This window comes from Clostridium thermosuccinogenes, from assembly GCF_002896855.1.
Lineage (GTDB): Bacteria > Bacillota > Clostridia > Acetivibrionales > DSM-5807 > Pseudoclostridium > Pseudoclostridium thermosuccinogenes.
The window spans coordinates 2,405,802-2,429,647 of sequence record NZ_CP021850.1 but is presented as its reverse complement, the minus strand read 5'-3'; the positions used below and the strand labels follow the sequence as shown (position 1 = coordinate 2,429,647).

Sequence of the window (23,846 nt, the reverse complement as noted above, 5' to 3'; positions counted from 1 at the left end):
CGGCCTTGATGTAAGGCTCCCCAGCCCCAGCAAAGCGATCAAAAATATAGTTTTGATGCTGACAGGCGATTAATTGCCTAGATACTAACAGGAAAGCCGGAGAGTTATATGGAAAAGGAATTGATAACCAATAAACAAGGAATTATGATGACAATACTTTTTGTTTTGGGAAGCAATCTGCTGCTGGGGATTGCAGAAGAAGCAAAGCGGGATTCCTGGATTGCGGCTCTGCTGTCCATCATTATGGCAGTTCCTGCATTGCTGGCTTATTCCAGGATTCTGTCAAACTTTCCGGGAAAAAATCTCTTTGAAATTTTGCAGATGGTTTTCGGACGGTTTTTTGGAGGTGTAATATCCATCCTATATATATGGTATGCCTTCCACCTGGGCTCACTGGTCGTCCGAAACTTCAGCGAATTTATAAATGTCATTGCTCTTCCCGAGACTCCGGAATTGTTTATCGTAATAGTTTTCATGCTGCTGTGCATATGGGCGGTAAAGGACGGTATTGAGCTTCTTGGGAAGTGGTCGGAATTCTTTACTCATCTCGTTATCTTTTTTATTATAGCTCTTGTTTTGCTCAGTATACCAAATATGGAGATAAACAACATCCTGCCCATAATGTATAATGGACCAAAGCCGGTAATAAAAGGTGCGATTTCAGGATTTGCATTTCCTTTCGCCGAGACAGTGATATTTACAATGGTATTTGGAGCTCTTAAAGATAAAAGCTCTCCCTACAGAATTCTTCTTACGGGAATGCTGGTAGGAGGGGTAATTCTTACCATTGTTGCTCTGATGAATATCCTTGTTCTAGGGGAAAAATTCATGTCAATCCTATACTTCTCAACATATTCATCCATAAGGACGGTTAATGTCGGCGGCTTCATCCAAAGGGTAGAAGGATCAGTGGCTATTTCATTCATGATCGCAGGATTTGTTAAAGTATGTGTGTGTTTGCTGGCTGCCTGTAAAGGCCTGGCAAAAGTGCTGAAAATTGAAAGTTATAGAGTTATAGTCACACCTGTTGCTTTGCTGATGGCAGAAGTAGCCTATGTCAACTATATAAGCATAACGGCAATGATAGATTGGAATTATCGTGTATACAACATTTATGCACTTCCGTTTCAAGTCCTTCTTCCCATAATAATACTTATTGGCAGTGAAATAAAGATCAGGAGAAGTAAAAAAGCTTGAATCAAAACCTGCTGTATTTTTTTATGTTCTCCTTTAAATCATTCAGAACATTGTTGAATTTTAAGGACTTCAATCTGGGAAAAGCTTTCAAAATTCTAATCTGAGAAAGCTTGTTCCTGTTGAGGAGATTATTGTATCTGTTCTTAAGTTCCTGCAGCATGTTTTCCAGTTCAGCTATTTTTCCAATGGTGGCACTTTTCACATATTCCAACTTTGCCTGCAGTTCCATGGACAGCATATACAGCTTTTTTAATCTGATATTTAATCCTATGACTGATATCACGGAAAAAATCAAGTCAATGATGAAATAAATTAACAATATATAAAGCGTGGTAATACCGACATTATGAGGAATTTGATCCACCAACCGGGTTGTATAAGGCTGTACATACCTTACGATAATTGTTGATAAGACAGCCCAAAGTGTTGAGTTGGACAAACAAATCCTGCCGCGAATATTGAAAGGCTTGTCGCTGTAGTCCCACCAGGTACTATTGAATGCTTTTTCCAGGATGAAGGCAGTAAAATACTCCAGCAGAGAGGTAAACACAAAGGAACCCAGAAAAAGCAATACAAGGTTATCTTTTACAGGCCTTAATACTGATATGATAAGGATAACCCCAAATCCGTAAATAGGGCAGAAGGGACCGTTTAAAAAGCCTCTGTTGACGAATCTTTTATCCAGGTAAGATACATAGGCGGTTTCCATGCACCACCCGATAAAGGCATAAATGGTAAAGTAAAAAAAAAGGTGGTAAAGATCATAGCCTAATACAGTCAAATCAAACATACAGCCTCCATTACACACACATTAGTTTGCAACACCTTATATAACAAAAACCAAATTTAAGTCCTGAGGACAAAGCATAACAAAAACAACCCATTGCACACCAGGCAAACGGCCGCACCATGTGCTGCTACAGGTGTGGCATTAATGCCGTAATACTAATAATTTCGACGTAGCGAAGGGAATTCCTCTGGTAAATGGTGGAAAGTTCCATCTTTTGCTAATATATATATTGTTTTTTAAAAAAATTACTGTAAAAAATTTGAAAGCAGCATTTATGTAGCGTTTATGCGTTTAAAAATATACAGTAAAAATCTCTTCCAAGTCAATCCTGAAAAGATCCTTTAATTATACATGGAGTATCATAGGAACTGAACATATTATCAAATGATTTTGTGCAAATGAAGGTTTCCATGAGATTATTGTGAAATTACGCAACGATAGATGGTGATATCATACATAAATTAACAAAACATATGTTTGATTATTGCATATATAATGCTATAATATATTAGTGAGCAAATGTAATGAAAGGTATAAAGAAAAAGATGACTAAACCGTCTGTGCCTGCATAGCCGGTCAAATTAAGTAAAGTAAGGAGATCAGCAATGCCTGAGTTTAAAATTGTTTCTGATTACAAACCTTGCGGAGACCAGCCGCAAGCTATAGACAAGCTTGTCCACGGCTTGAATATGGGCTATAAGCATCAGACTCTGCTGGGGGTTACCGGTTCCGGTAAAACTTTTACCATGGCCAATGTCATAGAAAGGGTTCAAAAGCCGACCCTGGTGATTGCCCATAACAAGACCCTGGCAGCACAGCTGTACAGTGAATTCAAGGAGTTCTTTCCTAACAATGCTGTTGAATATTTTGTAAGCTACTATGACTATTATCAGCCTGAAGCATATATACCATCCACCGACACATATATTGAGAAGGATGCTTCTATCAATGATGAGATAGACAAGCTGAGGCATTCGGCGACAGCAGCGCTTTTTGAAAGAAGGGATGTCATTATTGTTGCCAGCGTATCCTGCATTTATGGCCTGGGTGATCCTGAAGATTATAAAAACCTTATGGTGTCTCTCCGGCCGGGAATGATAAAGGACAGGGATGAAGTAATACGCAAGCTGGTGGAGATTCAATATGAAAGAAATGAGATAGATTTCAAACGAGGCAAGTTCAGGGTAAGGGGAGATGTGCTGGAAGTATTTCCAGCCGGCTCCTCCGAAAAGGTGCTGCGCATAGAATTCTTTGGTGATGAAATAGAGAGGATCACTGAGGTTGATTCCCTGACAGGGGAGATAATCGGTTTAAGATCCCATGTGGCGATTTTTCCCGCATCCCACTATGCTACCACAAGAGAAAAAATGGAACATGCTGTAAAAACTATAGAGCAGGAACTGGAAGAAAGGCTCCGGGAGCTAAAGAGCCAGGGTAAGCTGCTGGAAGCTCAGAGGCTTGAGCAAAGGACGCGGTATGATCTGGAAATGATGCAGGAGGTAGGCTTCTGTCAGGGCATAGAAAACTACTCCCGGCATATCAGCGGAAGAACTCCGGGAAGCCCGCCTTATACACTTATTGACTATTTCCCTGAGGATTATCTTTTAATAATCGACGAATCCCATGTCAGCGTACCTCAGATAGGTGCCATGTATAACGGGGACAGATCGAGGAAGCAGTCTCTGGTGGATTTCGGATTCAGGCTGCCTTCGGCTTTTGACAACCGGCCTTTGAAATTTTCGGAATTTGAGGAAAGGGTTAACCAGGTCATATATGTAAGCGCTACTCCGGCGGAATACGAACGGAAGCATTCTACGCAGATAGTGGAGCAGATAATCAGGCCGACGGGACTGGTGGATCCTGAGGTGGTTGTAAAACCGGTCAAGGGTCAGATTGATGATCTGATCGGTGAAATTAACGAAAGAATTGCCAAAAATGAAAGGGTGCTGGTTACTACCCTTACCAAGCGAATGGCTGAGGATCTGACCGACTATTTGAAGGAGCTGGATTTTAAAGTCAAGTACCTTCATTCTGATATAGATACCTTGGAAAGGGTTGAAATCATAAGAGATTTAAGGCTGGGGGTTTTTGATGTTCTGGTGGGAATAAACCTTCTGAGAGAGGGTCTGGACCTGCCGGAGGTATCCCTGGTGGCGATACTGGATGCCGACAAGGAAGGCTTTCTGCGCTCCGAGACCTCTCTTATACAGACAATAGGAAGGGCTGCGAGGAATGTTGAAGGCAAGGTGATAATGTACGCCGATGAGATAACCGATTCCATGAGAAGGGCAATAAGCGAAACCAACAGAAGAAGAACAATACAGATGAAGTATAATGAGGAGCACGGTATTGTGCCAAAATCTGTGACAAAAGGCATCAGGGATAAGATTGAAGCGACGAAGGTGTCCGAGGAAGCCGAAACTTATACAGTTCAGGACACTGTAGAAGATATGAGCATGGAAGATATTCAGAAGGCTATTGACAGGCTGACCAAAGAAATGAAAAATGCTGCAGCGGATTTGCAGTTTGAAAAAGCAGCGCAGTTGAGGGACAGGATTTTGGAGCTGAAGCAGAAAATTCTGTAGTGTTTTATTTTATTGTTTCTGTAGTTTTTACTAAACTTGAAAATTAAAATGTCCAGTTAAAAGAAGCAAATATTAATTTATATTTGTTTCTTTTTTTATTTTTATGGTATAATTTTTTATATTTTATTTTAGGCCAGGTTATGGTAAAATCTGGTGCTTCCTGTATAATTCCGCGGTCATTGGAATTTATACAAGAAAGATATTCAATCAGCCCGCAGGGCTTGATATCAGGCAAGGATAACCATGTAAGGCTAGGAAAAAGGTCATAATTAAAATCACAGGATTTACCGATAGTTTCAATAAAAACTGCTATGCAATATAGAATTTGATATATCGTGAATTCTGAGCTTTTTTATGAATATGGATACTTAATAATATTTTGGGAGGATGAATATGAGCAACGTTATGGAAGAGTTTAATGAATCGGAATTACTATATATAATACCGCCGGAAAAGCACTCTAAGGAGGATATAATTTCTCTCATAGGAGCGCATCCGGAAATTAAATTTGTTTCCTTTGTGGGAGTAGACCTTAGAGGAAATGATACCGATGAAAAAATCCCGGTCAAGAATTTTATTGATGATATTGATGAATTTTTAAACGGGGGAGTGCAGACCGACGGTTCCAGCGTGGTGCTGCCAGGTATTGCCACCCTGAACGACGGAAAGGTTGACCTTGTAGCCGACATTTCAGTTAAATGGTTTGTGGATTATAATTATGAACATATTGATTTTGAAACTAAAAAGCCGGTAGGCACTTTGAGGATTCCTTCTTTTCTTGTACATAACGGCAGAAGGGTAGATTCCAGGTCCATTCTGCAAAAATCGGTGGATTATTTCAGCAGTGAAATTCTCAAAATCCTAAAAAGCAATCCGAAAACTGCCGAAGAACTCGGCATAAATATTGATGATATACAGGAAATACGGCTTACATCGGCCACAGAACTGGAGTTTTGGGTTAAGACTCCCGGGGATAGGGCTGAATACGAAGAATTGTCAGCATCCCAGATGCTCCAGGAGCAGTATTGGAAAAGGACAAAGGGCACAGTACGGACCGCTTTGGAAAAGTCCCTGCTTTTGATGGAAAGATACGGACTGGAACCGGAAATGGGCCATAAGGAAGTAGGTGGGGTTAAGGCGCAAATCGGTGGTGAGGGCAGGCTCAACCACATCATGGAGCAGTTGGAGATTGACTGGAAGTATGCTTTGGCTCTGCAGGCTGCAGATAATGAGCTCATTGCCAGGATTTTGATAAAGGAAACCTTCCGAAGGCACGGACTGGAAGTCACCTTCATGGCCAAGCCCATAGAAGGTGTGGCAGGAAGCGGGGAGCATACCCATGTCAATGTGACGGCAAAGCTGAAAAATGGCAAAATGGTAAATCTGTTTGCTCCCAGGGACATGAGGAAGGATTTTCTCAATACCGTTGGATGGGGAGCTTTGATGGGTCTGTTGAAGAATTATGAAGCGGTAAATCCGTTCATAGCCTCCAGCAATGACGCTCTAAACCGTTTGAAGCCAGGGTTTGAAGCTCCAATATGTATTGTTGCCTCCATAGGCAAGAACGCTGAAACTCCCTCCAGAAACAGGACGGTTTTGGTAGGGCTTGTTAAAGATAATTCCAATCCCATGTCGCTGAGATTTGAGGTTAGGTCGCCTAATCCTCATACCAATACATATCTGGCATTGGCGGCAATTTACCAGGCCATGCTGGATGGGATCAGATACGCGGTATCCTCAGGCAAAACGTCTAAAGAGCTGGAAAAGGAATTTACCAAAGAGCCGGGAGAACACAGCGATTATCTTGAAACCGATAGAGCCTACAGAAGTGAAGAGGATGTATTCGAACACTATACTGAGGAGGAGAGGAACAGGCTGTTTGGGGTGCCTCCCGCTACAGTGTGGGAAAACCTCTGCAATCTGCAAAAATACGCAGATAAAGCTGCCGTATTGGAGCAAGGAGGAGTGTTTGAAAAAGACATACTGGAGTCTTATGTCAAGGCTGCCAGAATCCAGTGGACGATGGAACTGTGTGAGCGAATAATAAACGAAAATGCCGAGCTGGTAAGAAGCTGCGTAAAGCTTCATAAAGGCAGAGAATTTAATGATTATGATGAAGAAATCTGGACCAGGATAAATAATCTCAGGCATTACCTTATGAAGAGCTCTCTGAGGGAGGATTCCTTGTTCGCTGAGATAAGGAAGAACATGGATGCTGGAAATTATGATGAAGTGTCCCGGTTGCAGTTGGAGATGGCTGAGAAGATACGAGAGCTTAAAAAGCTGTATACGGAGTATAAGAGAAACATACTGGATATTGAGCCATAGCGTCGCAAGCAGGAAAAATTGAGAATTGGCGGGTATAGCCTTAATCTTGTCAACAAAAGCTATATTTGAAGCAATAAAAGCAATGAACAGGGGTTTAATATGCGATAAAGTAAAAGTAAGTAATTTAGGTTCAGGAGGAATGTAACAATGGCAAAGTCAAATATAGCAGCCCAGTTGTATACTTTAAGGGATTTTTGCAGAACCCCTGAAGATATAGCTAAAACCTTTAAAAAGGTAAAAGAAATAGGCTATGAAGCTGTACAGGTGTCAGGAATGGGTCCGATTGCTCCTGATCAGCTGAAAAAAATCGCCGATGACAATGGACTGGAGATATGTGCAACCCACATAGGTTATCAACGCTTGAAGGATGATATCGAAGGTGTCATAGCAGATCACAAGCTTTGGAACTGCAAGTATGTTGGATTGGGTTCGATGCCGGAAGAATACCGCTCTTCAAAGGAAGGATTTATCCGGTTTGCAAAAGAGGCTTCTGTAATAGCAAAAAAGCTTCAGGAAGCAGGTTTATCCTTTGTATATCACAATCATGATTTTGAGTTTATAAAATTTGACGGCAAAATTGGGCTGGATATAATCTTCGAAGAGAGCGATAAAAGCGCTTTCAATGCAGAAATAGATACTTACTGGGTACAGAGCGGTGGTTCTGATCCTGCAGCCTGGATCAGAAAGATGAAAGGCCGAATGGATATAGTTCACTTGAAGGACATGGTAATGGATATTAAGAAGGGAAGGATAATGGCCGAAGTTGGCGAGGGAAACCTGAACTGGCCTGCAATTCTTGATGCCTGCAGGGAAATCGGAATCAAATGGTACATTGTGGAGCAGGATGTATGCCAGAGGGATCCTTTTGAAAGCCTGGCCATCAGCTTAGAAAACCTGAAAAAGATGGGTTTGCAATAGACAAATGAAATAGCCTGTTGTACCGTAACCTGTTCGGATCAATCGAATCGTGTTATAAGGCTTAAAAATTGTTAATGGTATTTGCTTATTCCCTCAATATGCTTTACAAGAGAATAAGATGATAGTATAATCTATACGAAAACTAAATAATTTCGCTAGGGGTGCCGCAAGGCTGAGAAAGATGCATGCATCTTAACCCTTTGAACCTGATGTGGTTAGTACCACCGTAGGGAAGCTGAACTGTTTTTTTTTGAATTTTGTCGCTTACCTATGGGGTAAGCGATTTTTAGTTTCAGTAAAAAATATTTAAAGGAGTGAAAAGTTTATGTTCAAAATTGTTATTCAGGAAGAGATTTTAGAACTTCTCAATGCAAAGTCCATTGCAACAATTGTTACTCTCGCAGCCCTTGCGATAATACTTGTTGTAATCAGCAAAAGAACGGCATATAACACGAAAACGCTGGCGTATGGAGCCGTAGCAGTAGCGGCCGCATTTCTTCTTTCTTACATAAAGCTCTTTGAGTTGCCGACAGGTGGAACTATTACCATAGCCAGTATGCTTCCAATCTTTGTTTTTTCATACATATATGGCCCCAGAGCTGGTATTCTCGCCGGACTGGTTTATGGTATACTTCAGCTGGTTCAGGGTGCCTATGTAGTTCATTGGGCGCAGATGCTGCTGGATTATCCGATAGCATTTGCTGTGTTGGGTTTGGCAGGCCTGTTTAAAAGGAACATTTACCTGGGAGCCGCTGTGGGAGGAACAGCAAGATTTATTAGTCACTTTCTCACCGGAGTAATTTTCTTTGGAGAGTTTGCTCCGGAAGGCCAGAGTGTATGGCTTTATTCTCTGACATATAATTTGTCATATATGCTTCCGGATACACTGATTTGCATTGGATTACTGCTTATACCGAGCTTAAAGGCTGCCATAAACCGAATAAGGAAAGAAGCGACAGCTTAATATTGAGGGAAATTGGGCTTAAGCTGATAAATAATATATTTAAGCTGATTTGATGCGCCAGCGCTTTAACTGTGATATAATATGAAAAGACGTTTTTATCATTGAAAATCTAAATAAAAACGTAAAATCACTTAAGCATTGAGGAAACTACCGCAATTTGCAGTGAGCCTGTGGGCATTTTTTAATAAGCTTTTGGGGGAGTAATTTTGGATAGGTTAAAGTATGCATATAGAGATCAGCCTGAGAAAGCTCTTGCTTTAGTTGAACGATGGGCCAAGCAGGAAATTGAAGGGTGCAAAATCCTTTCAACAACTGGCATTACCCTATACACCCCGGATGGTTTAAAGAATTACAACGCATTGTGGACACGGGATTATACTTACATGATTGAGTATGCGGGAGAATATATCCCGCTTGAAGATATTCTGGCATGTAACGAATATCTGCTGGAACATGCACGTGAAGGTGATTGCTGGCTTCCGGACCGCGTTTATGCCAACGGCACCACAGCATATGCCGCCGGTGACATGCCTCAAGGTATGGAAAATCTTGATAATAACTCGTTTATTGTCATTGCCATGGATTGTGCATTAAACCGGATGGAGCCTGAGGGTGCAAAGGAATTGTTTGTCAAATGGGAAAAAGTAATTATGACCGCTCTTGATTCTCTTCCCAAGGATGAAAACGGTTTGATTTGGAATGATCCACAATGTCCGCATTCCCCTTATGGTTTTACAGACTGCATACAAAAGACCGGTTCGCTTATGAAAGAATCGCTTCTCCTCTGGCGTGCATACAGAATTATGGCTAAATGGCAGAGCAAGTTTAATCTTCCTTCGGATGTGTCAGTCAAGGCTGCTAAAAAGATAGAAAATGTACTGGTTGACATGTTTAAAAATGACGATGGAATGTTTAATGCAGCTACAGTCGATTGTAAGCAGACAGACGTTTGGGGTAGCTGTTATGCGGTTTCGATAGGTTTCCCGATGCCTGAGAAGCTTAAAGCCAGTATTGCAGACTATCTTGCGGCGAATTACGAGGGGTTGGTACAGTTTGGACAACTGCGGCACACAGCCCCGGGAACCTGTTGGGAAAAGCTGCTTTTACCTGTTAAACAGGGAGAATATCAAAACGGTGCTTACTGGGCAACACCCACCAGTTGGTTTATTGATGCGCTATATGATTATTATCCGGATTTGGCTAGAACTACACTGGAGGATATTATTACATATTTTGAAAACATGGGAATATTTGAATGCATTAATGGCAGTTACCAAAAGCTTAACCACTATGTTGTGAGTGCTACAAATATTCTGCCATCCGCTAGAAAATTGCTGAAAAATAAAATATAACCCCATCTTTTCAAAGCAGAGGAATAGGGTAAAGAGTAAAATGCTCTATGTCAATAGTTGGGGTGGGCTTCAAGTAAAATAAAATATCGATATATCTCTCCAGCGAATGGTCGTGAGACTACTCGCTGGTTTTATTTTAATGAGTAAACGAGGGATGGGTTGCTATTTCATTTATGTTTACATTCTCATCTGAGTTAAGTCTTTGACATCGCATGAAGGAAATGCTGAGCAATTTTTAACCACCCCAGCATCTATTATGGAATCAGGCTTTTTACTTTGAACAGGGCATTTTAACAGGCAACAGGATTGAAAATACTTCACATATGGAACTGAACGTGATAAAGTAATATTATAAAATTTTTTATGTGGAGGAACTAAATGGTATCTAATCATGGCACTGGAAAACTAAGAGGATTCAGAGCGTATTTTCCAAAAGCGCTTAAGTTTTTTGATCTGAAGGACGATCGCTTGGCACCGATAGTTTTTTCAATTGTTTTGTTTGCCAACCTGTTGGGAATATTCCTGCAAGGTCCGACGGATGGTTCGGATATTGCAGATAAAATAACCCCTAGCACCATACCCCTTTATATTTTAATGAATATTATTACAAAATTGGCACTCAGTGTATATCTTGCTGCCTGCATAAAAGAGATGAAAGGGGAAGTGTATTCATTAAAGAGCTGTGTGGATCTGGTGCTTAAAAGATCATTGAGAATATTAGCCGCTTCTGTTGTTTATACATTGTTTACTACAGTATTGATCGTTATTTTGACACTGAGCGGATTATTTTATCTGGCTATTCCGATTTTAGTAATTTACATAATGTACCAGTTCAATACATGCTACATCGTAGATAGAAATTACGGGATAATAGCCTCTTTCAAGGCGAGCAGGAAAGTGACAAGCGGGTATAAGTGGAGGATTTTTGTTTTAACTCTGATATTCACTGTTGTTTTGATTTTTATATCAATGATGATTCTTGGAGTGTTTGTCACTTCAGGGAGCGCACTCATTTATTCCTTTGTCATATATTTTATGCTGTCCCTTTTCAATATGATGAATGAGAAGCTTATTGCTCTATTATATTATGATTTGGAATACGGTGCCTTTGAAATAGAAAAAAAGCTGAAAGATGATGAATTTTAGAAAAATATGAAATAACTTTTGTAATAGGTCTGCCCCTGTAGTATAATTATACAAAAAACTTTATAGTTATTGCTTCAGGGGGTAGATTATGAGCGAAAGCATGCAGATTTTTGTAGCCATGTGCTTGTATATGGCACTGGTGATTGGCATTGGAATATATTATTCAAAACGGGCCAATGAAAGCAGCGAGAATTATTTTTTAGGTGGCAGGTCATTAGGGCCGTGGATCACGGCTATGAGCGCAGAAGCATCGGATATGAGCGGTTGGCTCTTGATGGGGCTTCCCGGGGTTGCATACTGGTGTGGTTTGAGTGATGCGGCATGGACAGCGATAGGCTTGGGAATAGGCACATATGTTAATTGGTTGGTTGTGGCCAAAAGGCTTCGCAATTATTCGGCAATTGCAGGGGATTCAATTACTATTCCTGACTTTTTCAGCAACCGTTTCAAGGAAAACAGAAAGATCATTATGACGCTCTCAGCTCTTTTTATTTTGGTGTTTTTTACAGTTTATGCGTCCAGCTGTTTTGTTACGGTGGGAAAGCTTTTCAGCACATTGTTAGATATAAAATACCAATATATGATGATAGCAGGTGCGTTGTTTGTTGTTATTTATACGGTTTTAGGTGGTTTTCTGGCGGAGAGCGCATCGGATTTTATGCAGGCCGTGGTTATGATTTTTGCACTGGTAACCGTACTTTTAACTGGTATCTGGAATGCCGGAGGTATTTCGGCTGTTATAGAAAATTCCAAGCAGATTCCGGGGTTTTTTGAACTGTTTGGAATTGCACAACCTAAGCTTGTCGATGGAGTACAGCAGATAGGTGAAGCAGGCCGGCCTCTGTTCGGAGAAGCCGGAAACTATGGATTTTTAACAATTATATCTACCATGTCCTGGGGATTGGGATATTTTGGTGTTCCCCAGGTATTATTGAGGTTCATGGCAATTAAAAATTCCGGCGATCTCGGAAAATCCAGAAAGATTGCAACAGCATGGTGCTTTATATCCCTTTTTGCTGCTGTAGCAATAGGAATAATAGGTAGAGCACTATATCCTGATGCCCTGCTTACCAAAAGCTTGTCGGAAAATATATTCATACTTATGTCAACAAACCTGCTGCCTTCCTTGATTGCAGGAGTTGTAATGGCAGGAATTCTGGCAGCAACCATCAGTTCATCGGATTCCTATTTGCTTATAGCAGCTTCTGCTGTTTCCAAGAATATCTTTCAGGGAGTCATAAAAAAGGATGCAACTGATAAGCAGGTTATGATAGTATCGAGGATTATACTACTCATAATAACTTTGGTTGGGATAATAATCGCCCTGGATGAAAACAGTGTCATATTTACGGTGGTTGCCTTTGCATGGGCTGGCTTCGGAGCCACCTTTGGACCTATAATGCTTTTCTCACTGTTCTGGAAGAGGACAACCAGAGCGGGTGCAATTGCAGGTATGCTGGCCGGAGCTGGAATGGTATTCCTCTGGAAGCTGGTTTTAAGTCCCATGGGTGGAATTTTTGGTATCTATGAATTACTGCCGGCTTTCATATTCTCCTCAATTGTTATTTTCTTAGTTTCTTATATAAGTGGAGAACCGTCCAAGGAAATACAGGAGGAGTTTGAGCAGGCAAAGGCATGCTAAAGTTAGGCTGCCATTATGTTATTCCGGTTTCGGGCACGGGAGTGTAGCATTCAAAACATGTTTGAATTAGCCTAGGGTATGGAGATCGAGTTATCATCTCCGTATCCCTTTTTAGTATTTTTAATATCTTGTTATATTGATGATTCCGGACTATGCCTTGAAAGTTTCGTGGTAAAGGAGAATAGTATTTTCTGACTGTCAAAGTGTTTGAGTTGAATTCTAAGTTTGAGTTTTTCTCAAAGGGCATTCAAAGACGTGGTCCTTGTGCTGAAATAATTTATATAAATGGTCAATTGAAAAGGTAATTTCCACTTTGCAAAAGTAAATTCCATGGATGCTGTTATCATTGAGAAAAATAGTAATTCAGCGGGTTTTGGATTAGTTTATTTAGGCAAATTTTTAATGCTTTTCAGTCAATAATAGGTTAAAATATGAGGTAGAGGAACAAGGCCAGCCCTTTTTTGGGTATATCAAACTAGAGGTGTGAAGATTAACTAACTTTTTGCAAGAGTAATTTCCACCCTGTTTGTAAATGCTTATAGAGTTGTGGCTGGTGGTGCCTCTGGTTATTTAATATTTATTTCTTAAGAAGGGATGAATGCAGGGTGACATTATCTGTCGGGATGAGTTCTACATTCATCCTTCTTAATATTTCTTCCCCGTAGAGCAATCCAAAAGCCCAATAAGGGGTTTTATCCCCGAGATTCAGTCGACTGTACGAGTTGATATGGTTCATCATAAGAGTTATGTCCCGCTGAGTAAACTCATCAAGAGAAGTACCCTTTGGGATAATGCGTCTAATCAAAGCATGGTTGTTTTCTGCTGCGCCTTTCTGGTAAGGAGCCAGCGGATTACAGTAGAATACACAGGTTCTGCGTTGCCCATGTGAATCGAATTCAATAGCGGACGGATTCGAGAACTCACTGCCGTTGTCACAAAGTAATACCGGGAACAATTTGCGGAAGGTATCCGGGCCTAGTTCCAGGTAAAGCTGATCAAAGATATCAATGACAGATTGGGAGGTATTAGCATCTCTAATGAATGCGAGCATGAGCTGTGGGACAGTAAAATGCAGTGTCAGCAGGACTTTGCCGCCTATTCTTCCTATTACCGTGTCCATTTCCACTACGGGAAGGTCCGGATGCTCTTGCATAAATTTAAGAAAGTCTTGATAAGTTCGGCCTATTCGGCATTTTTTATCCACTTTGAACTGGTCTTTTCCCTTTTTACGTCTGCCCATACGTACAACTCTTGGCATATCGATATTTTTTGCTGTAAAGATACCCTTGTCCACATAGTTGTAGAGTGTGCGTTCATCGAGCATGATTTCATCAGCATGGTTAATGCATATATGGTGGAGTGACTGGCCTTTAATTAGCAGCGGGCTAATAATGGAATCCAATCTTATCGCTTCTTCTTCAGTGATTTGTAAACCCTGACGGCACTCAGAGCGTACTGTCTCGTATTCTCTTTGTGCATGTGTTGCAGAATAAATCCTCTTCTCTAATGTACAAGACTGTTTGTCTTCACAACCATTACAAACATAGGGCGGCTTCGAAAGCTTGGGACAAATTTCCTGTTGATACTCATGACATAGTGATGAACACATGCGAGACTTGCAAGCGCGACAATAACGGCTACAACGCAAACTGCCGCAAAGATGCTTAACAGGGCAACCAATACGATGTTTACAATCATTGAACACTCTTCCATAACAGCCGGTTTTCCTAAATTGGATATGGTTCTTCACTTCCTTGGATATCGTGGTTGGGTCCTTTCCAAGCTCGCGTGCTATGCTTTTGAATGATTTCCTGCTGATTAACCTTTGTTCAATTATATTTCTTTCTTCCTGACTCAAATGTTTAAAGCCACGCATATATGTACCCCCTTCAGAGGCACCACCATATATATCATAGCTTTTTGAGAGACAATATTCCAGCTTTCACAAGAAAATAGGAACAGTGTGATCTTTGCAAAAGTAACTTCCACCTTTCTCATTTCTAGCGATTTGCAAAACTAAATTCCACTGTCTATGAATTTGGGGTGGAAATAACTTTTTCAATTAAACAATTTATATAAATTGCGTGGATATTAATAAACTTTGAAATTACATATTGATATTTCTCAAAAAAGCATGTATAATATATCAAGCAAGGGCAATTAACTCAGCTGGTAGAGTGTCATCTTGACGTGGTGAAAGTCGGGGGTTCGAGCCCCTCATTGCCCACCATATAAAACCGCAATTTTGATGATGGTATCAAAGTTGCGGTTTTATCTTTTTTACCATCCAGCAGAGGGAAAAGAGCATGATATAAAGTTTTTTGATTTCTTTCTCAAGAATACAGATAAAGTGAATCTTTATTGGAATGATTTTCATTGGTGCATTTTGTGTTTCCCGATTTTGCATAAAGACTAATCCTATGAATGATAAAAGTAATAGCATTCTTAATAAGTAACGGCCGAAGTTGTCTCCAAACTTCGGCGTTGATGATTCATAGGGCAATGAAATTGCCTGTGGAACCCACAGCATAAACTCCGCAAGGGATGCTTAATGCCAAGCTGCACCGCTTTTGGCTTGATGGTTCTTAATGTTTTTCGGGTTCCTTTACCAAAAACGGACGCATCATTTCATGATCCTCGTGCTCCAGGATATGACAGTGCCATACATACTGGCCGCTGAAATCTATGAACCTGCTAATTATCCTTGTAACAAATCCTGCTTCAGCCCTGACTGTGTCTTTCCACCCTCTTTCATTCAAGTCGGGTAAGACTCTTCCACCGGTAAACACAAGCTCTTTTCCCTGAGTTGCATTGTATCTCTCAACATCAAAAGGCTGTCTGTCAAGTATCTGAAACTGAACAAGGTGTATATGCAAGGGGTGTGGAAACTGTCCTGGGTTTATTAAGCGCCATATTTCCACAGATCCCAGCTCTGGTGTTTCAGAAATAGGATCAGACCACATTTTATTGTCCAGCAAAAAAAGCGGGCGAGGATAATTGGGATCATTAACGGCTCCAAAGCTTAAATCCCTGACTTTACATGCCTTGTATTCAGGAATACGCCTTACATGACAAAGGTGGGACGGAAGATAGCTTTTATCCTCTCCTTTAAGCTTCTTGGTTACTCTGAATTCCATAATACTGTGAGTTGGGTCGTCCGAAGCTACGGCATCATTGAGCATTTGGATCTTTTTGCCTGCAAAATCTGTAAAGTCAACAATCAAGTCAGCTCTTTCGGCGGGAGCAAGGATAAGCGATATCATAGGCACAGGAATGTCAAACAGACCTCCATCGCTTCCTATCTGATACCAAGGAGGTGCTGTTGCATCTCCTTCCTGGGACAGCTTTAAATTATAAAATCTGGTATTGGAAGCATTCACAACTCTGAATCTATACTTTCTGGGTTCGACCTCATGGTAGGGCCATACCATACCGTTTACCAATATTACATCCCCGGTAAATGCAGGCAGAACGGAGGGGTTTGGCAGCCCGGGCGGTGGATTGTCAGGCTGTTCGGGATAATACAGCTCTCCGTTTTCCTTGAACATCTTATCCTGTATAACCAGAGGTATTTCATATTCTCCACTGGGAAGATTCAGCTTGTCTTTATACTTGTCCCTGATTATATACATTCCTGCCAGTCCTGCATACACGTTGAGCCTGGTGATTCCCAGCGCATGGTCATGGTACCACAGGGCAGTTGCAGGCTGATCGTTGGTGTACTCATAAATCTTGGTCGCAAACTTCGGTCCCCGTACTTTGAAATCTCTTGTAAACCAAGCTTCCGGATGGCCATCACTATCAGGCTCTACGTTGGCCCCATGAAGGTGGACAACAGTTCTTACTTCTGGTACATCATGCTCAGCTCCATGTAATGTTTTATCTACGGGAAGAATATGTTTGTCCGGCAGCTCATTGATCCATTTTATCAGCACTTTTTCACGTTTTCTTACTTCTATGGTCGGTCCTGGATAGCACCCTTCATAACCCCATAGAGTAGTTTCTCCCAAATCTCTGTGAAGCTTTTGCTTAAACTCTTTCATTCGTATTTCATAATAGCTCCAGCCATGGCCTTTGTACTTTGGGCAAAGCTTTTTGGGAATGGGAAGTTTGTCGACAAATTTGGACAATTCCATAAAGAGATCTTCTTTCTTGTTAATAGCGCTAATTAAATATTTATACAATGCCAATATATGGGAATTTCTAAAAATAGTTACTATAATTTAATTATGAAAATCAGAGTTATTGCGATTAATGGAATCTGGAGAAAAAACAGAGGGCTTCATTCCGTACCAGCCATTTCACTGGTAAAAAATAAAGCCCTCTTATGCCTTTTAATAAGATATTTTATTTATTATTTTAGGAAGCTGAAAGCTCATTAGCAGCTGCCAGCTTCTTTAAATCAATTCATCCATTGCCTTAAACATTAATCTTTTTTCCCAATGCTGCAAATAGCTTGTTGGTATATACTCTTCCTTTGTAGGTTACAGTCTCCATAAAAGCGCAATACTTGTCAACGCACAGAACGATAAAAGATTCCTTATACCTCGGCGGTCTCATGGTTAGTGGCCACATGTGTTTTTGAATGATATCCTTTTCTTTTTCATTAAGGTCGAAATACTTGATGGCGTTATCTAATGCGATACGGGGATGTACAAGCCCATGCAACCCTTTATATGGCTTATCGGTATGCCAGTCGTACAGAAAAAAGTCGTGCAGTAAGCCTCCCCTGGCAGCTGAACGGTAGTCCAGTCCCAACCGTTTGCATATTATATAGCTGCTGTAGGATACGTTGATGCAGTGCTCAAGACAGCTTACATTGCCATGCTGCGTGAAATTTTTCATAGAAACTATCATTTCATGGTTAATGAGATCATTAATGCAGTTTTCGTATTCTGTTGTACTGTAGTTATCTGAACCTGAGTACAACTTTGATTTCAGCAGTTTTTTCATTGACAGTACCCCTTATATTTTTAGTCTACATGCAAGTCAATTTTTGGGCTTTAATGCCACGGTAAATTATATATTAAACATTCTTACATTTTATCAATTTTTTGCATTCTTGTATATCTATATTGAAAACATTATCAGTCATAAATATGAAAAACCTGTTCGTGCCCGGCTTATGGAATGCAGAGCAAAGCTATAGCATTCATTCCGAAATCTATGTTTAAAAGCGCTAGTAAAAGGCATAAAATCATTGTTATAAATCTATAAGCCTTATAACATAAGCTTTATACCTGATAACAATATATCATAATTTTAAATGAAAGAAATTAACAAAAAATTAATAAAAATATAAGAAATAATAAATATTCAGGCTTAAAGCTTCCGCATCTAGGGAAATTTAACCTGAACCAATAAGACGCCTCTTCCATGCGATTTAATACTGCTATTTATTATATAAAATCCATTGCTAAAAAATCTCATGTTGGCTGCGAAATCGGCTTTTCCCCTTATCCGCAGCCAACATCGATACGTTCATTCTGCAAGGCTTTTCCTGTACTCCCTCGGCGATTGACCCTTAATCTTTTTAAATATCTTGGAAAATAGAAGAGGATCCTCATATCCAACCGAGCGGGATATATCCCCAATTGACAAAGTATCATTGTACATCAGCTCACAAGCTTTTTTAATTCTGAATTCGATAAGGTATTGCTTCAAAGTTTTTTTGGTCTGCATTTTGAAAACGGAGTTGAGATAACTTCTGTCAAGTCCGATATATCTGGACATGGCGGATATATTTATGTGATGGGAATAGTTGGATTCAATAAATTCTATCGCTTTTCTGACGTAAATCTTCTGCCTGTCCTCGTATTCATTTTCCGGGTAATCCAAAGGGCTTATTTCCACCAAATGGGAAAGGAACAGCCACAAGAGGCCTAAAAGCTTAATTTCTCTGCATTTTTCCTGGTTTATGGTAGAATGCATTTGCTTAAAAATGCTGTCAACAGAGTCATCCTTGTCATACATGAATATCGGATTATCCATTGAAAGATTGGATAGCTTCAGATAACGCTCTGCTTCAAGGCCATGGAAGCCTATCCATGAATAATGCCATGGGTCCTGCAAATCGGCTTCATAATAAGTGATGATATCGGGGCAAATCAGAAAGCCGTTTCCTTTCTTAAGATGATAGGTCTTGTCGTCTACCTGAAAAATTCCTTTGCCGCTGTGTATATAGTGAATCAGATAATGGTCTCTCACGGCAGGGCCATAGGAGTGTCCGGGCTCGCAAAACTGGCTGCCGCATTGGTACACATATAAATCTTTGTGATCCAGCTTTTTAACAGGGATAAAATCAATCATAGCGCACCTTTTTCTATAATATTAAAAGTTCATATCTATCATTATACCATATTTAGATAGCAAGTTTCCATTTACTTAAATAGCACAAAAGCTAGAATATATATGTAATATATTTTCTGCTAAGTTATTGCCGATAGTGTAAAAATTCTATGAAAACGTTGGTTTTCAGAGGGAGGTCAAATATGAAAAAAATTGCCTTTATCGGAGCAGGAAGCTTCGGTTTTACCAGAAGCCTGGTAAGAGACATTCTTTCTTTCCCCGCATTGGCCGACAGTACAATAGCTTTGATGGATATTGATCCCGAGCGCCTTTCCTATATTAAAGAAGCTGTAGATAAAATTGTTGCGGCAGGAAAATATCCTGCAAAGGTTATTGCCACCACCAACAGGGCCGAAGCTCTGGAAGGTGCTGATGGAGTGGTTTGCACCATTCTTGCCGGCGGAGTGAAGATATGGAGGAATGACATAGAGATTCCTAAGAAATATGGTGTGGATATCAATGTGGGGGACACCCGGGGACCGGCGGGAATTTTCAGGTTCCTGAGGACTGTGCCTGAAATGCTGGCTATTTGCAAGGATATAGAAAAATATTGTCCTGATGCGATATTCTTAAATTACACCAATCCTATGGCAATGCTTTGCAGGGCTATGCAGAGCGAAAGCAAGGTTAAGGTCACAGGTCTCTGTCACAGCGTTCAGGGAACAGCAGAGATGCTGGCCAGATGGATTGGAGCACCGATGGATGAGATAACCTATTTATGCGCCGGAATAAATCATCAGGCGTTCTATCTCGAGTATAAGTGGAACGGAAAGGATGCCTACCCGTTAATCCGTGAAGCTATTAAAAGACCTGAGATATACAACGAGGAGCAGGTCAGAAATGAAATGTTCCTGCACCTGGATTACTATGTCACAGAATCAAGCGGGCATAATTCCGAGTATAACGCATGGTTCAGGAAAAGACCTGATCTCATAGAAAAATACTGTACCCACGGTACCGGTTGGAATCCGGGGCATTATGCCTACATACTCAATGAGTACCTGAAGAGGGAAGATACATGGAAGGATGAAATAAAGGCATGGCTCGCTGACGACAATGTGGACCTTGAGAGAGGGCATGAGTATGCCGCTTATATATTCAATGCAACCATAGGGGACGGCACAATGTATGAGTTCAATGGCAATGTACGCAATTTCGGGCTCATCGACAATCTTCCGGAGGGTTGCTGCGTAGAGGTGCCTGTTCTTGCTTCTAAACGCGGCCTGAGCCCGATGCATGTGGGACCGCTGCCGGATCATCTGGCAGTTTTGGTAAATACCAGTGCCAGATGTGAGGAACTGGCTGTGGAAGGCGCTCTCACCGGAGATCCCAGAAAGATATTCCATGCCATCTGTTTCGATCCGCTGACATCTTCGGTATTAAGCCTGGCAGAGATAAAATCCATGGTGGACGAGATGTTTGAAGCCAACAAGGAATGGCTGCCACAGTTTAAGCTGTAGGATTTAAGCATTTTTGATTCCTTTGTGAATTGCCGGATCTGCCAGCTGATATTAAATCAGGCTTGGCAGATCTGTTGTTGATACGGATTAGAATACATTATTTACCAGATTAACCAAACTGTATATAAAACACTGTGTTGGTGCTATAAATCAAATTTTCTGGAGGAGAAACCTATGCCAAAGATAACTTTTATGGGTGCAGGAAGCACCGTGTTTGCAAAAAATGTCCTCGGAGACTGCATGCTGACACCTGCGTTGCGGGATTCCCACATCGCATTATATGATATTGATCTTCAGAGGCTTAAAGATTCCGAAAACATGCTGAATAACATCAATAAAAACACCGGCGGATACGCAAAAATAACCGCATATACCGACAGGAGGAAAGCTCTTGAAGGCGCGGATTATGTGGTCAATGCAATACAGGTAGGGGGATATGAGCCCTGTACTGTTACAGATTTTGAAATACCAAAGAAGTACGGGCTTCGTCAGACTATAGCCGATACCCTCGGAATTGGGGGCATATTCAGGGCTTTGAGAACCATACCTGTAATGCTGGATTTTGCCAGAGATATGGAGGAGGTCTGCCCGGATGCATGGTTCCTCAATTATACAAATCCTATGGCCATGCTCACCGGCGCCATGCTCAGGGCTACAGGTATAAAAACCGTAGGCTTGTGCCACAGCGTTCAGGTCTGCGCTTCAACCCTTCTCAATGGAGTTGGCATGGAATATGACGAGAGGGTACAGTGGAAGATAGCCGGAATTAACCATCAGGCATGGCTCCTGGAGATAACCAGGGACGGAAAAGATCTCTACCCGGAAATAAAGGAAAGATCAAAAAAACAAGGGCCTCCGGACTGGGACAGGGTAAGGCATGAAATAATGCACACCTTTGGTTATTATGTCACCGAATCCAGTGAACATAATGCGGAATATATGCCCTATTTTATAAAAAGCAAATATCCGGAGCTCATAGAAAGATACAACATACCACTGGATGAATATCCAAGGCGTTGCATAAATCAGATCGAAGGCTGGAAGAAGATGAGGGAAGAGCTGGTTAATAACCGTGACTTGAGCCATGAACGCACTCATGAATACGCATCCTATATCATGGAGGCGATGGAGACCAACAAGCCTTACAAGATAGGTGGAAACGTGCTCAATAACGGGTTGATAACAAACCTTCCCAAGGAAGCCTGCGTAGAAGTGCCCTGCCTTGTTGATGCCAGCGGTGTAACACCGACTTTTGTGGGCGATCTGCCGGAGCAGTGTGCGGCCCTTAACAGGACCAACATCAATGTTCAACTGCTTACCATACAGGCAGCACTTACTCAGAAGAAGGAATACATCTATCATGCGGCAATGCTTGATCCTCACACGTCCTCCGAGCTTTCACTGGATGATATAAAGGCTCTTTGCGACGATCTCATAGAAGCCCATGGAGACTGGCTGCCCAAGTTCAAATAAGACTGGTATCTGAACAAAGCAGTGCTCGAAGGAAAGATGTCCGAAGGCTATGGAAATAAAGGTGCGTAAATAAATAGCACCTAAATAAAGAATACTCAGTAAATTAAAAAAGTGCTCAATTGAAAGTACCTGGCTAAAAGAACCCAATTAAAAGAACTCAAATAAAAGAACTAAACCAAAATTGTAGATGATTAATATGGACCAAAATTAAAAGGCACTTAAATGAAGCAAACATAAACCTTATATGAAGCGATAAAGATTTTGCATTGGTACTGGTTTGCGGCTTTATTTTAATTAGGAAACTGCGTATTCAAAGGAACAGGATATACAGCAAAAGATGACGCCCAGACATAATACGGGTTGCATCATGGAATCCGGTCATTATTTGTCCGAACCATGCATCTTTACAGAAAGCTTATGCATGCGGGCATTGAAGCTTACCGGATGAGTTATAGGTTATGCTGAAAATGTAAATCTTTATCGCTTCTTTATCTGTTGCGGCTGCGTTGCACTATACCAGATAAAGGCTGCAGCTCTTTTCTATAGTTTTTAGGAGACATTCCGTTGATCTTTTTAAACATCCTGGAAAACAGCAGAGCATCTTCATATCCCACAGAACGGGAGACATCTCCGATGGATAGCTGCATGTTTTTAAGAAGTTCCCGGGCTTTATCCATCCTGTACTTTATAAGGTATTCCTGGGGGGATACATTAAGATACTCTTTAAAAACGGAGTAGACATAGCTTCTGTCCAGGCCCACATGCCGGCACATTTCGGAAACGCTTATTTTCCTGTAATAATTCATTTCTATGTATTCTATGGCCTTTTTAATGTAAGCTTCCTTCCTGTCCTCTTTAGTTTCAAAGGCATGGTTTTCTTCCGCGATATCCATCATGCGCCCAAGGAAAATATACAAATAGCCCAGCAAATAAATCTCCCTTGTTTTTTCGAGGTTTTTTGTTGCCACCATCTTTAAAAACAGGTCCTTTACAAAGTCGTCCCTGTCATATACGAATATCGGGTTTTCCAAAGAAAGATTGGCTCTCGACAGGTAGCTTTCCGCCTTCAAACCGTTAAAACCTACCCAGGAATAGCTCCATGGATCTATGCCGTCCGCCTGGTACTGGGTGACGACATTGGGAGGAATCAGGAAGCCTTGGCCTTTTTCCAGCTTGTAGGTTCTGCCGTTTATGGTAAATGTGCCTTTTCCCCGAAGCACGTAATGAATCAGAAAATGATCCCTGACCGCCGGACCCCAGCAATGTCCCGGGGCGCAATCTTCTATACCACATCGGTACATATTTAAATCTGTGTGATTGGAGTTGGTAATGTATATCTTTTCCAGCAACGCCTTCCACCTGATTTCGCTAGATTAGCAGATGTTTGAGCAATTCGGCGGTATACGCAGACCGTATGCCATCATTCTGCCTTGAATTTTTCAAAACTATACACTCAACATTATACCATATTTTTATAACATTCTACCATTTACTTTGCCATGCTATAGGCTAAAATAAAGGTGAGGGAAATATGTGCAGTCTGAGGCATCTCAGATAATTTCAGCCATAGAGGAAAAATAATGCCATTATGGCAGGGAAATTAAGGTTGGCATAGATTAATCTACAGTAAATGAAGAATCATA

General features: G+C 41.0%; 16 protein-coding genes, 1 tRNA gene and 1 riboswitch. Of the genes, 11 read left to right on the top strand and 6 right to left on the bottom strand.

Features of this window, described 5'->3' with window-relative positions; all coding sequences use genetic code 11:
• Positions 1-108: 108 nt before the first annotated feature.
• Positions 109-1,197 carry a GerAB/ArcD/ProY family transporter gene (locus tag CDO33_RS10580; RefSeq protein WP_103081609.1) on the top strand — a complete coding sequence of 363 codons (1,089 nt, stop codon included), beginning with the start codon at positions 109-111 and terminating at the stop codon, positions 1,195-1,197.
• A 1-nt stretch (position 1,198) separates the two neighbouring features.
• Here the strand turns inward: CDO33_RS10580 and CDO33_RS10575 are convergent, their stop codons facing one another.
• Positions 1,199-1,987 (bottom strand): putative ABC transporter permease, encoded by a 789-nt coding sequence (locus tag CDO33_RS10575; RefSeq protein WP_103081610.1) that lies wholly within the window; start codon positions 1,985-1,987, stop codon positions 1,199-1,201.
• A 605-nt stretch (positions 1,988-2,592) separates the two neighbouring features.
• On the opposite strand from CDO33_RS10575, the gene uvrB reads away from it, so the two are divergent.
• The 7 genes from uvrB (at position 2,593) to CDO33_RS10535 (ending at position 12,922) form a co-directional block, all read left to right on the top strand.
• Entirely contained in the window at positions 2,593-4,572 is a 1,980-nt protein-coding gene (gene uvrB / locus CDO33_RS10570; protein WP_103081611.1) for an excinuclease ABC subunit UvrB, read from the top strand.
• A 393-nt stretch (positions 4,573-4,965) separates the two neighbouring features.
• On the top strand, positions 4,966-6,900 hold the full coding sequence (locus CDO33_RS10560; protein ID WP_103081613.1) for a type I glutamate--ammonia ligase: 1,935 nt from the start codon (positions 4,966-4,968) through the stop codon (positions 6,898-6,900).
• Positions 6,901-7,047: 147 nt separating this feature from the next.
• Positions 7,048-7,818 carry a sugar phosphate isomerase/epimerase family protein gene (locus tag CDO33_RS10555; protein ID WP_103081614.1) on the top strand — a complete coding sequence of 257 codons (771 nt, stop codon included), beginning with the start codon at positions 7,048-7,050 and terminating at the stop codon, positions 7,816-7,818.
• Positions 7,819-7,965: 147 nt separating this feature from the next.
• Positions 7,966-8,068, top strand: a riboswitch (TPP riboswitch).
• 75 nt (positions 8,069-8,143) lie between these two features.
• Positions 8,144-8,782 (top strand): energy-coupled thiamine transporter ThiT, encoded by a 639-nt coding sequence (thiT, locus tag CDO33_RS10550; protein ID WP_103081615.1) that lies wholly within the window; start codon positions 8,144-8,146, stop codon positions 8,780-8,782.
• A gap of 206 nt (positions 8,783-8,988) precedes the next feature.
• Positions 8,989-10,134: a hypothetical protein gene (locus CDO33_RS10545; protein ID WP_103081616.1), complete on the top strand. Its 1,146-nt coding sequence runs from the start codon at positions 8,989-8,991 to the stop codon at positions 10,132-10,134.
• A 378-nt stretch (positions 10,135-10,512) separates the two neighbouring features.
• The gene (locus tag CDO33_RS10540; protein ID WP_103081617.1) at positions 10,513-11,280 is read left to right on the top strand and encodes a hypothetical protein; all 768 of its coding nucleotides are present in this window, start codon (positions 10,513-10,515) and stop codon (positions 11,278-11,280) included.
• A gap of 88 nt (positions 11,281-11,368) precedes the next feature.
• Positions 11,369-12,922, top strand: a complete 1,554-nt coding sequence (locus CDO33_RS10535) for a sodium/proline symporter (RefSeq protein ID WP_103081618.1) — start codon at positions 11,369-11,371, stop codon at positions 12,920-12,922.
• 577 nt (positions 12,923-13,499) lie between these two features.
• Here the strand turns inward: CDO33_RS10535 and CDO33_RS10530 are convergent.
• Entirely contained in the window at positions 13,500-14,798 is a 1,299-nt protein-coding gene (locus tag CDO33_RS10530; protein ID WP_103083328.1) for an IS30 family transposase, read from the bottom strand.
• Between the two features lie 278 nt (positions 14,799-15,076).
• On the opposite strand from CDO33_RS10530, the gene CDO33_RS10525 reads away from it, so the two are divergent.
• A tRNA-Val gene (locus CDO33_RS10525) sits at positions 15,077-15,152 on the top strand.
• A gap of 355 nt (positions 15,153-15,507) precedes the next feature.
• Here the strand turns inward: CDO33_RS10525 and CDO33_RS10520 are convergent.
• The 3 genes from CDO33_RS10520 to CDO33_RS10510 all read right to left on the bottom strand — a co-directional run bounded on the left by CDO33_RS10520 (position 15,508) and on the right by CDO33_RS10510 (position 19,231).
• On the bottom strand, positions 15,508-17,058 hold the full coding sequence (locus CDO33_RS10520; protein ID WP_103082871.1) for a multicopper oxidase family protein: 1,551 nt from the start codon (positions 17,056-17,058) through the stop codon (positions 15,508-15,510).
• Positions 17,059-17,341: 283 nt separating this feature from the next.
• Positions 17,342-17,875, bottom strand: coding sequence for an HD domain-containing protein (locus CDO33_RS10515; RefSeq protein WP_103082870.1), 534 nt, complete (start codon positions 17,873-17,875; stop codon positions 17,342-17,344).
• A 528-nt stretch (positions 17,876-18,403) separates the two neighbouring features.
• Positions 18,404-19,231: an AraC family transcriptional regulator gene (locus CDO33_RS10510; protein ID WP_103082869.1), complete on the bottom strand. Its 828-nt coding sequence runs from the start codon at positions 19,229-19,231 to the stop codon at positions 18,404-18,406.
• Positions 19,232-19,413: 182 nt separating this feature from the next.
• Here CDO33_RS10510 and melA (CDO33_RS10505) point away from each other — a divergent pair, with 182 nt between their 5' ends.
• Positions 19,414-20,730, top strand: coding sequence for an alpha-galactosidase (gene melA / locus CDO33_RS10505; RefSeq protein ID WP_103082868.1), 1,317 nt, complete (start codon positions 19,414-19,416; stop codon positions 20,728-20,730).
• A 174-nt stretch (positions 20,731-20,904) separates the two neighbouring features.
• Positions 20,905-22,203 (top strand): alpha-glucosidase/alpha-galactosidase, encoded by a 1,299-nt coding sequence (gene melA, locus CDO33_RS10500; protein WP_103082867.1) that lies wholly within the window; start codon positions 20,905-20,907, stop codon positions 22,201-22,203.
• A 488-nt stretch (positions 22,204-22,691) separates the two neighbouring features.
• Here melA (CDO33_RS10500) and CDO33_RS10495 read toward each other — a convergent pair whose 3' ends face one another.
• On the bottom strand, positions 22,692-23,552 hold the full coding sequence (locus CDO33_RS10495) for an AraC family transcriptional regulator (RefSeq protein WP_242973962.1): 861 nt from the start codon (positions 23,550-23,552) through the stop codon (positions 22,692-22,694).
• Between the last annotated feature and the right edge of the window lie 294 nt (positions 23,553-23,846).

Bases quoted from the DNA above. Each gene is read 5' to 3' on its own strand.
- thiT (WP_103081615.1), top strand. From the start codon at position 8,144: ATGTTCAAAATTGTTATTCAGGAAGAGATTTTAGAACTTCTCAATGCA.
- CDO33_RS10555 (WP_103081614.1), top strand. From the start codon at position 7,048: ATGGCAAAGTCAAATATAGCAGCCCAGTTGTATACTTTAAGGGATTTT.
- CDO33_RS10575 (WP_103081610.1), bottom strand. From the start codon at position 1,987: ATGTTTGATTTGACTGTATTAGGCTATGATCTTTACCACCTTTTTTTT.
- melA (WP_103082868.1), top strand. From the start codon at position 19,414: ATGAAAAAAATTGCCTTTATCGGAGCAGGAAGCTTCGGTTTTACCAGA.
- CDO33_RS10515 (WP_103082870.1), bottom strand. From the start codon at position 17,875: ATGAAAAAACTGCTGAAATCAAAGTTGTACTCAGGTTCAGATAACTAC.
- CDO33_RS10540 (WP_103081617.1), top strand. From the start codon at position 10,513: ATGGTATCTAATCATGGCACTGGAAAACTAAGAGGATTCAGAGCGTAT.
- uvrB (WP_103081611.1), top strand. From the start codon at position 2,593: ATGCCTGAGTTTAAAATTGTTTCTGATTACAAACCTTGCGGAGACCAG.
- CDO33_RS10535 (WP_103081618.1), top strand. From the start codon at position 11,369: ATGAGCGAAAGCATGCAGATTTTTGTAGCCATGTGCTTGTATATGGCA.
- CDO33_RS10510 (WP_103082869.1), bottom strand. From the start codon at position 19,231: ATGATTGATTTTATCCCTGTTAAAAAGCTGGATCACAAAGATTTATAT.
- melA (WP_103082867.1), top strand. From the start codon at position 20,905: ATGCCAAAGATAACTTTTATGGGTGCAGGAAGCACCGTGTTTGCAAAA.
- CDO33_RS10520 (WP_103082871.1), bottom strand. From the start codon at position 17,058: ATGGAATTGTCCAAATTTGTCGACAAACTTCCCATTCCCAAAAAGCTT.
- CDO33_RS10560 (WP_103081613.1), top strand. From the start codon at position 4,966: ATGAGCAACGTTATGGAAGAGTTTAATGAATCGGAATTACTATATATA.
- CDO33_RS10530 (WP_103083328.1), bottom strand. From the start codon at position 14,798: ATGCGTGGCTTTAAACATTTGAGTCAGGAAGAAAGAAATATAATTGAA.
- CDO33_RS10580 (WP_103081609.1), top strand. From the start codon at position 109: ATGGAAAAGGAATTGATAACCAATAAACAAGGAATTATGATGACAATA.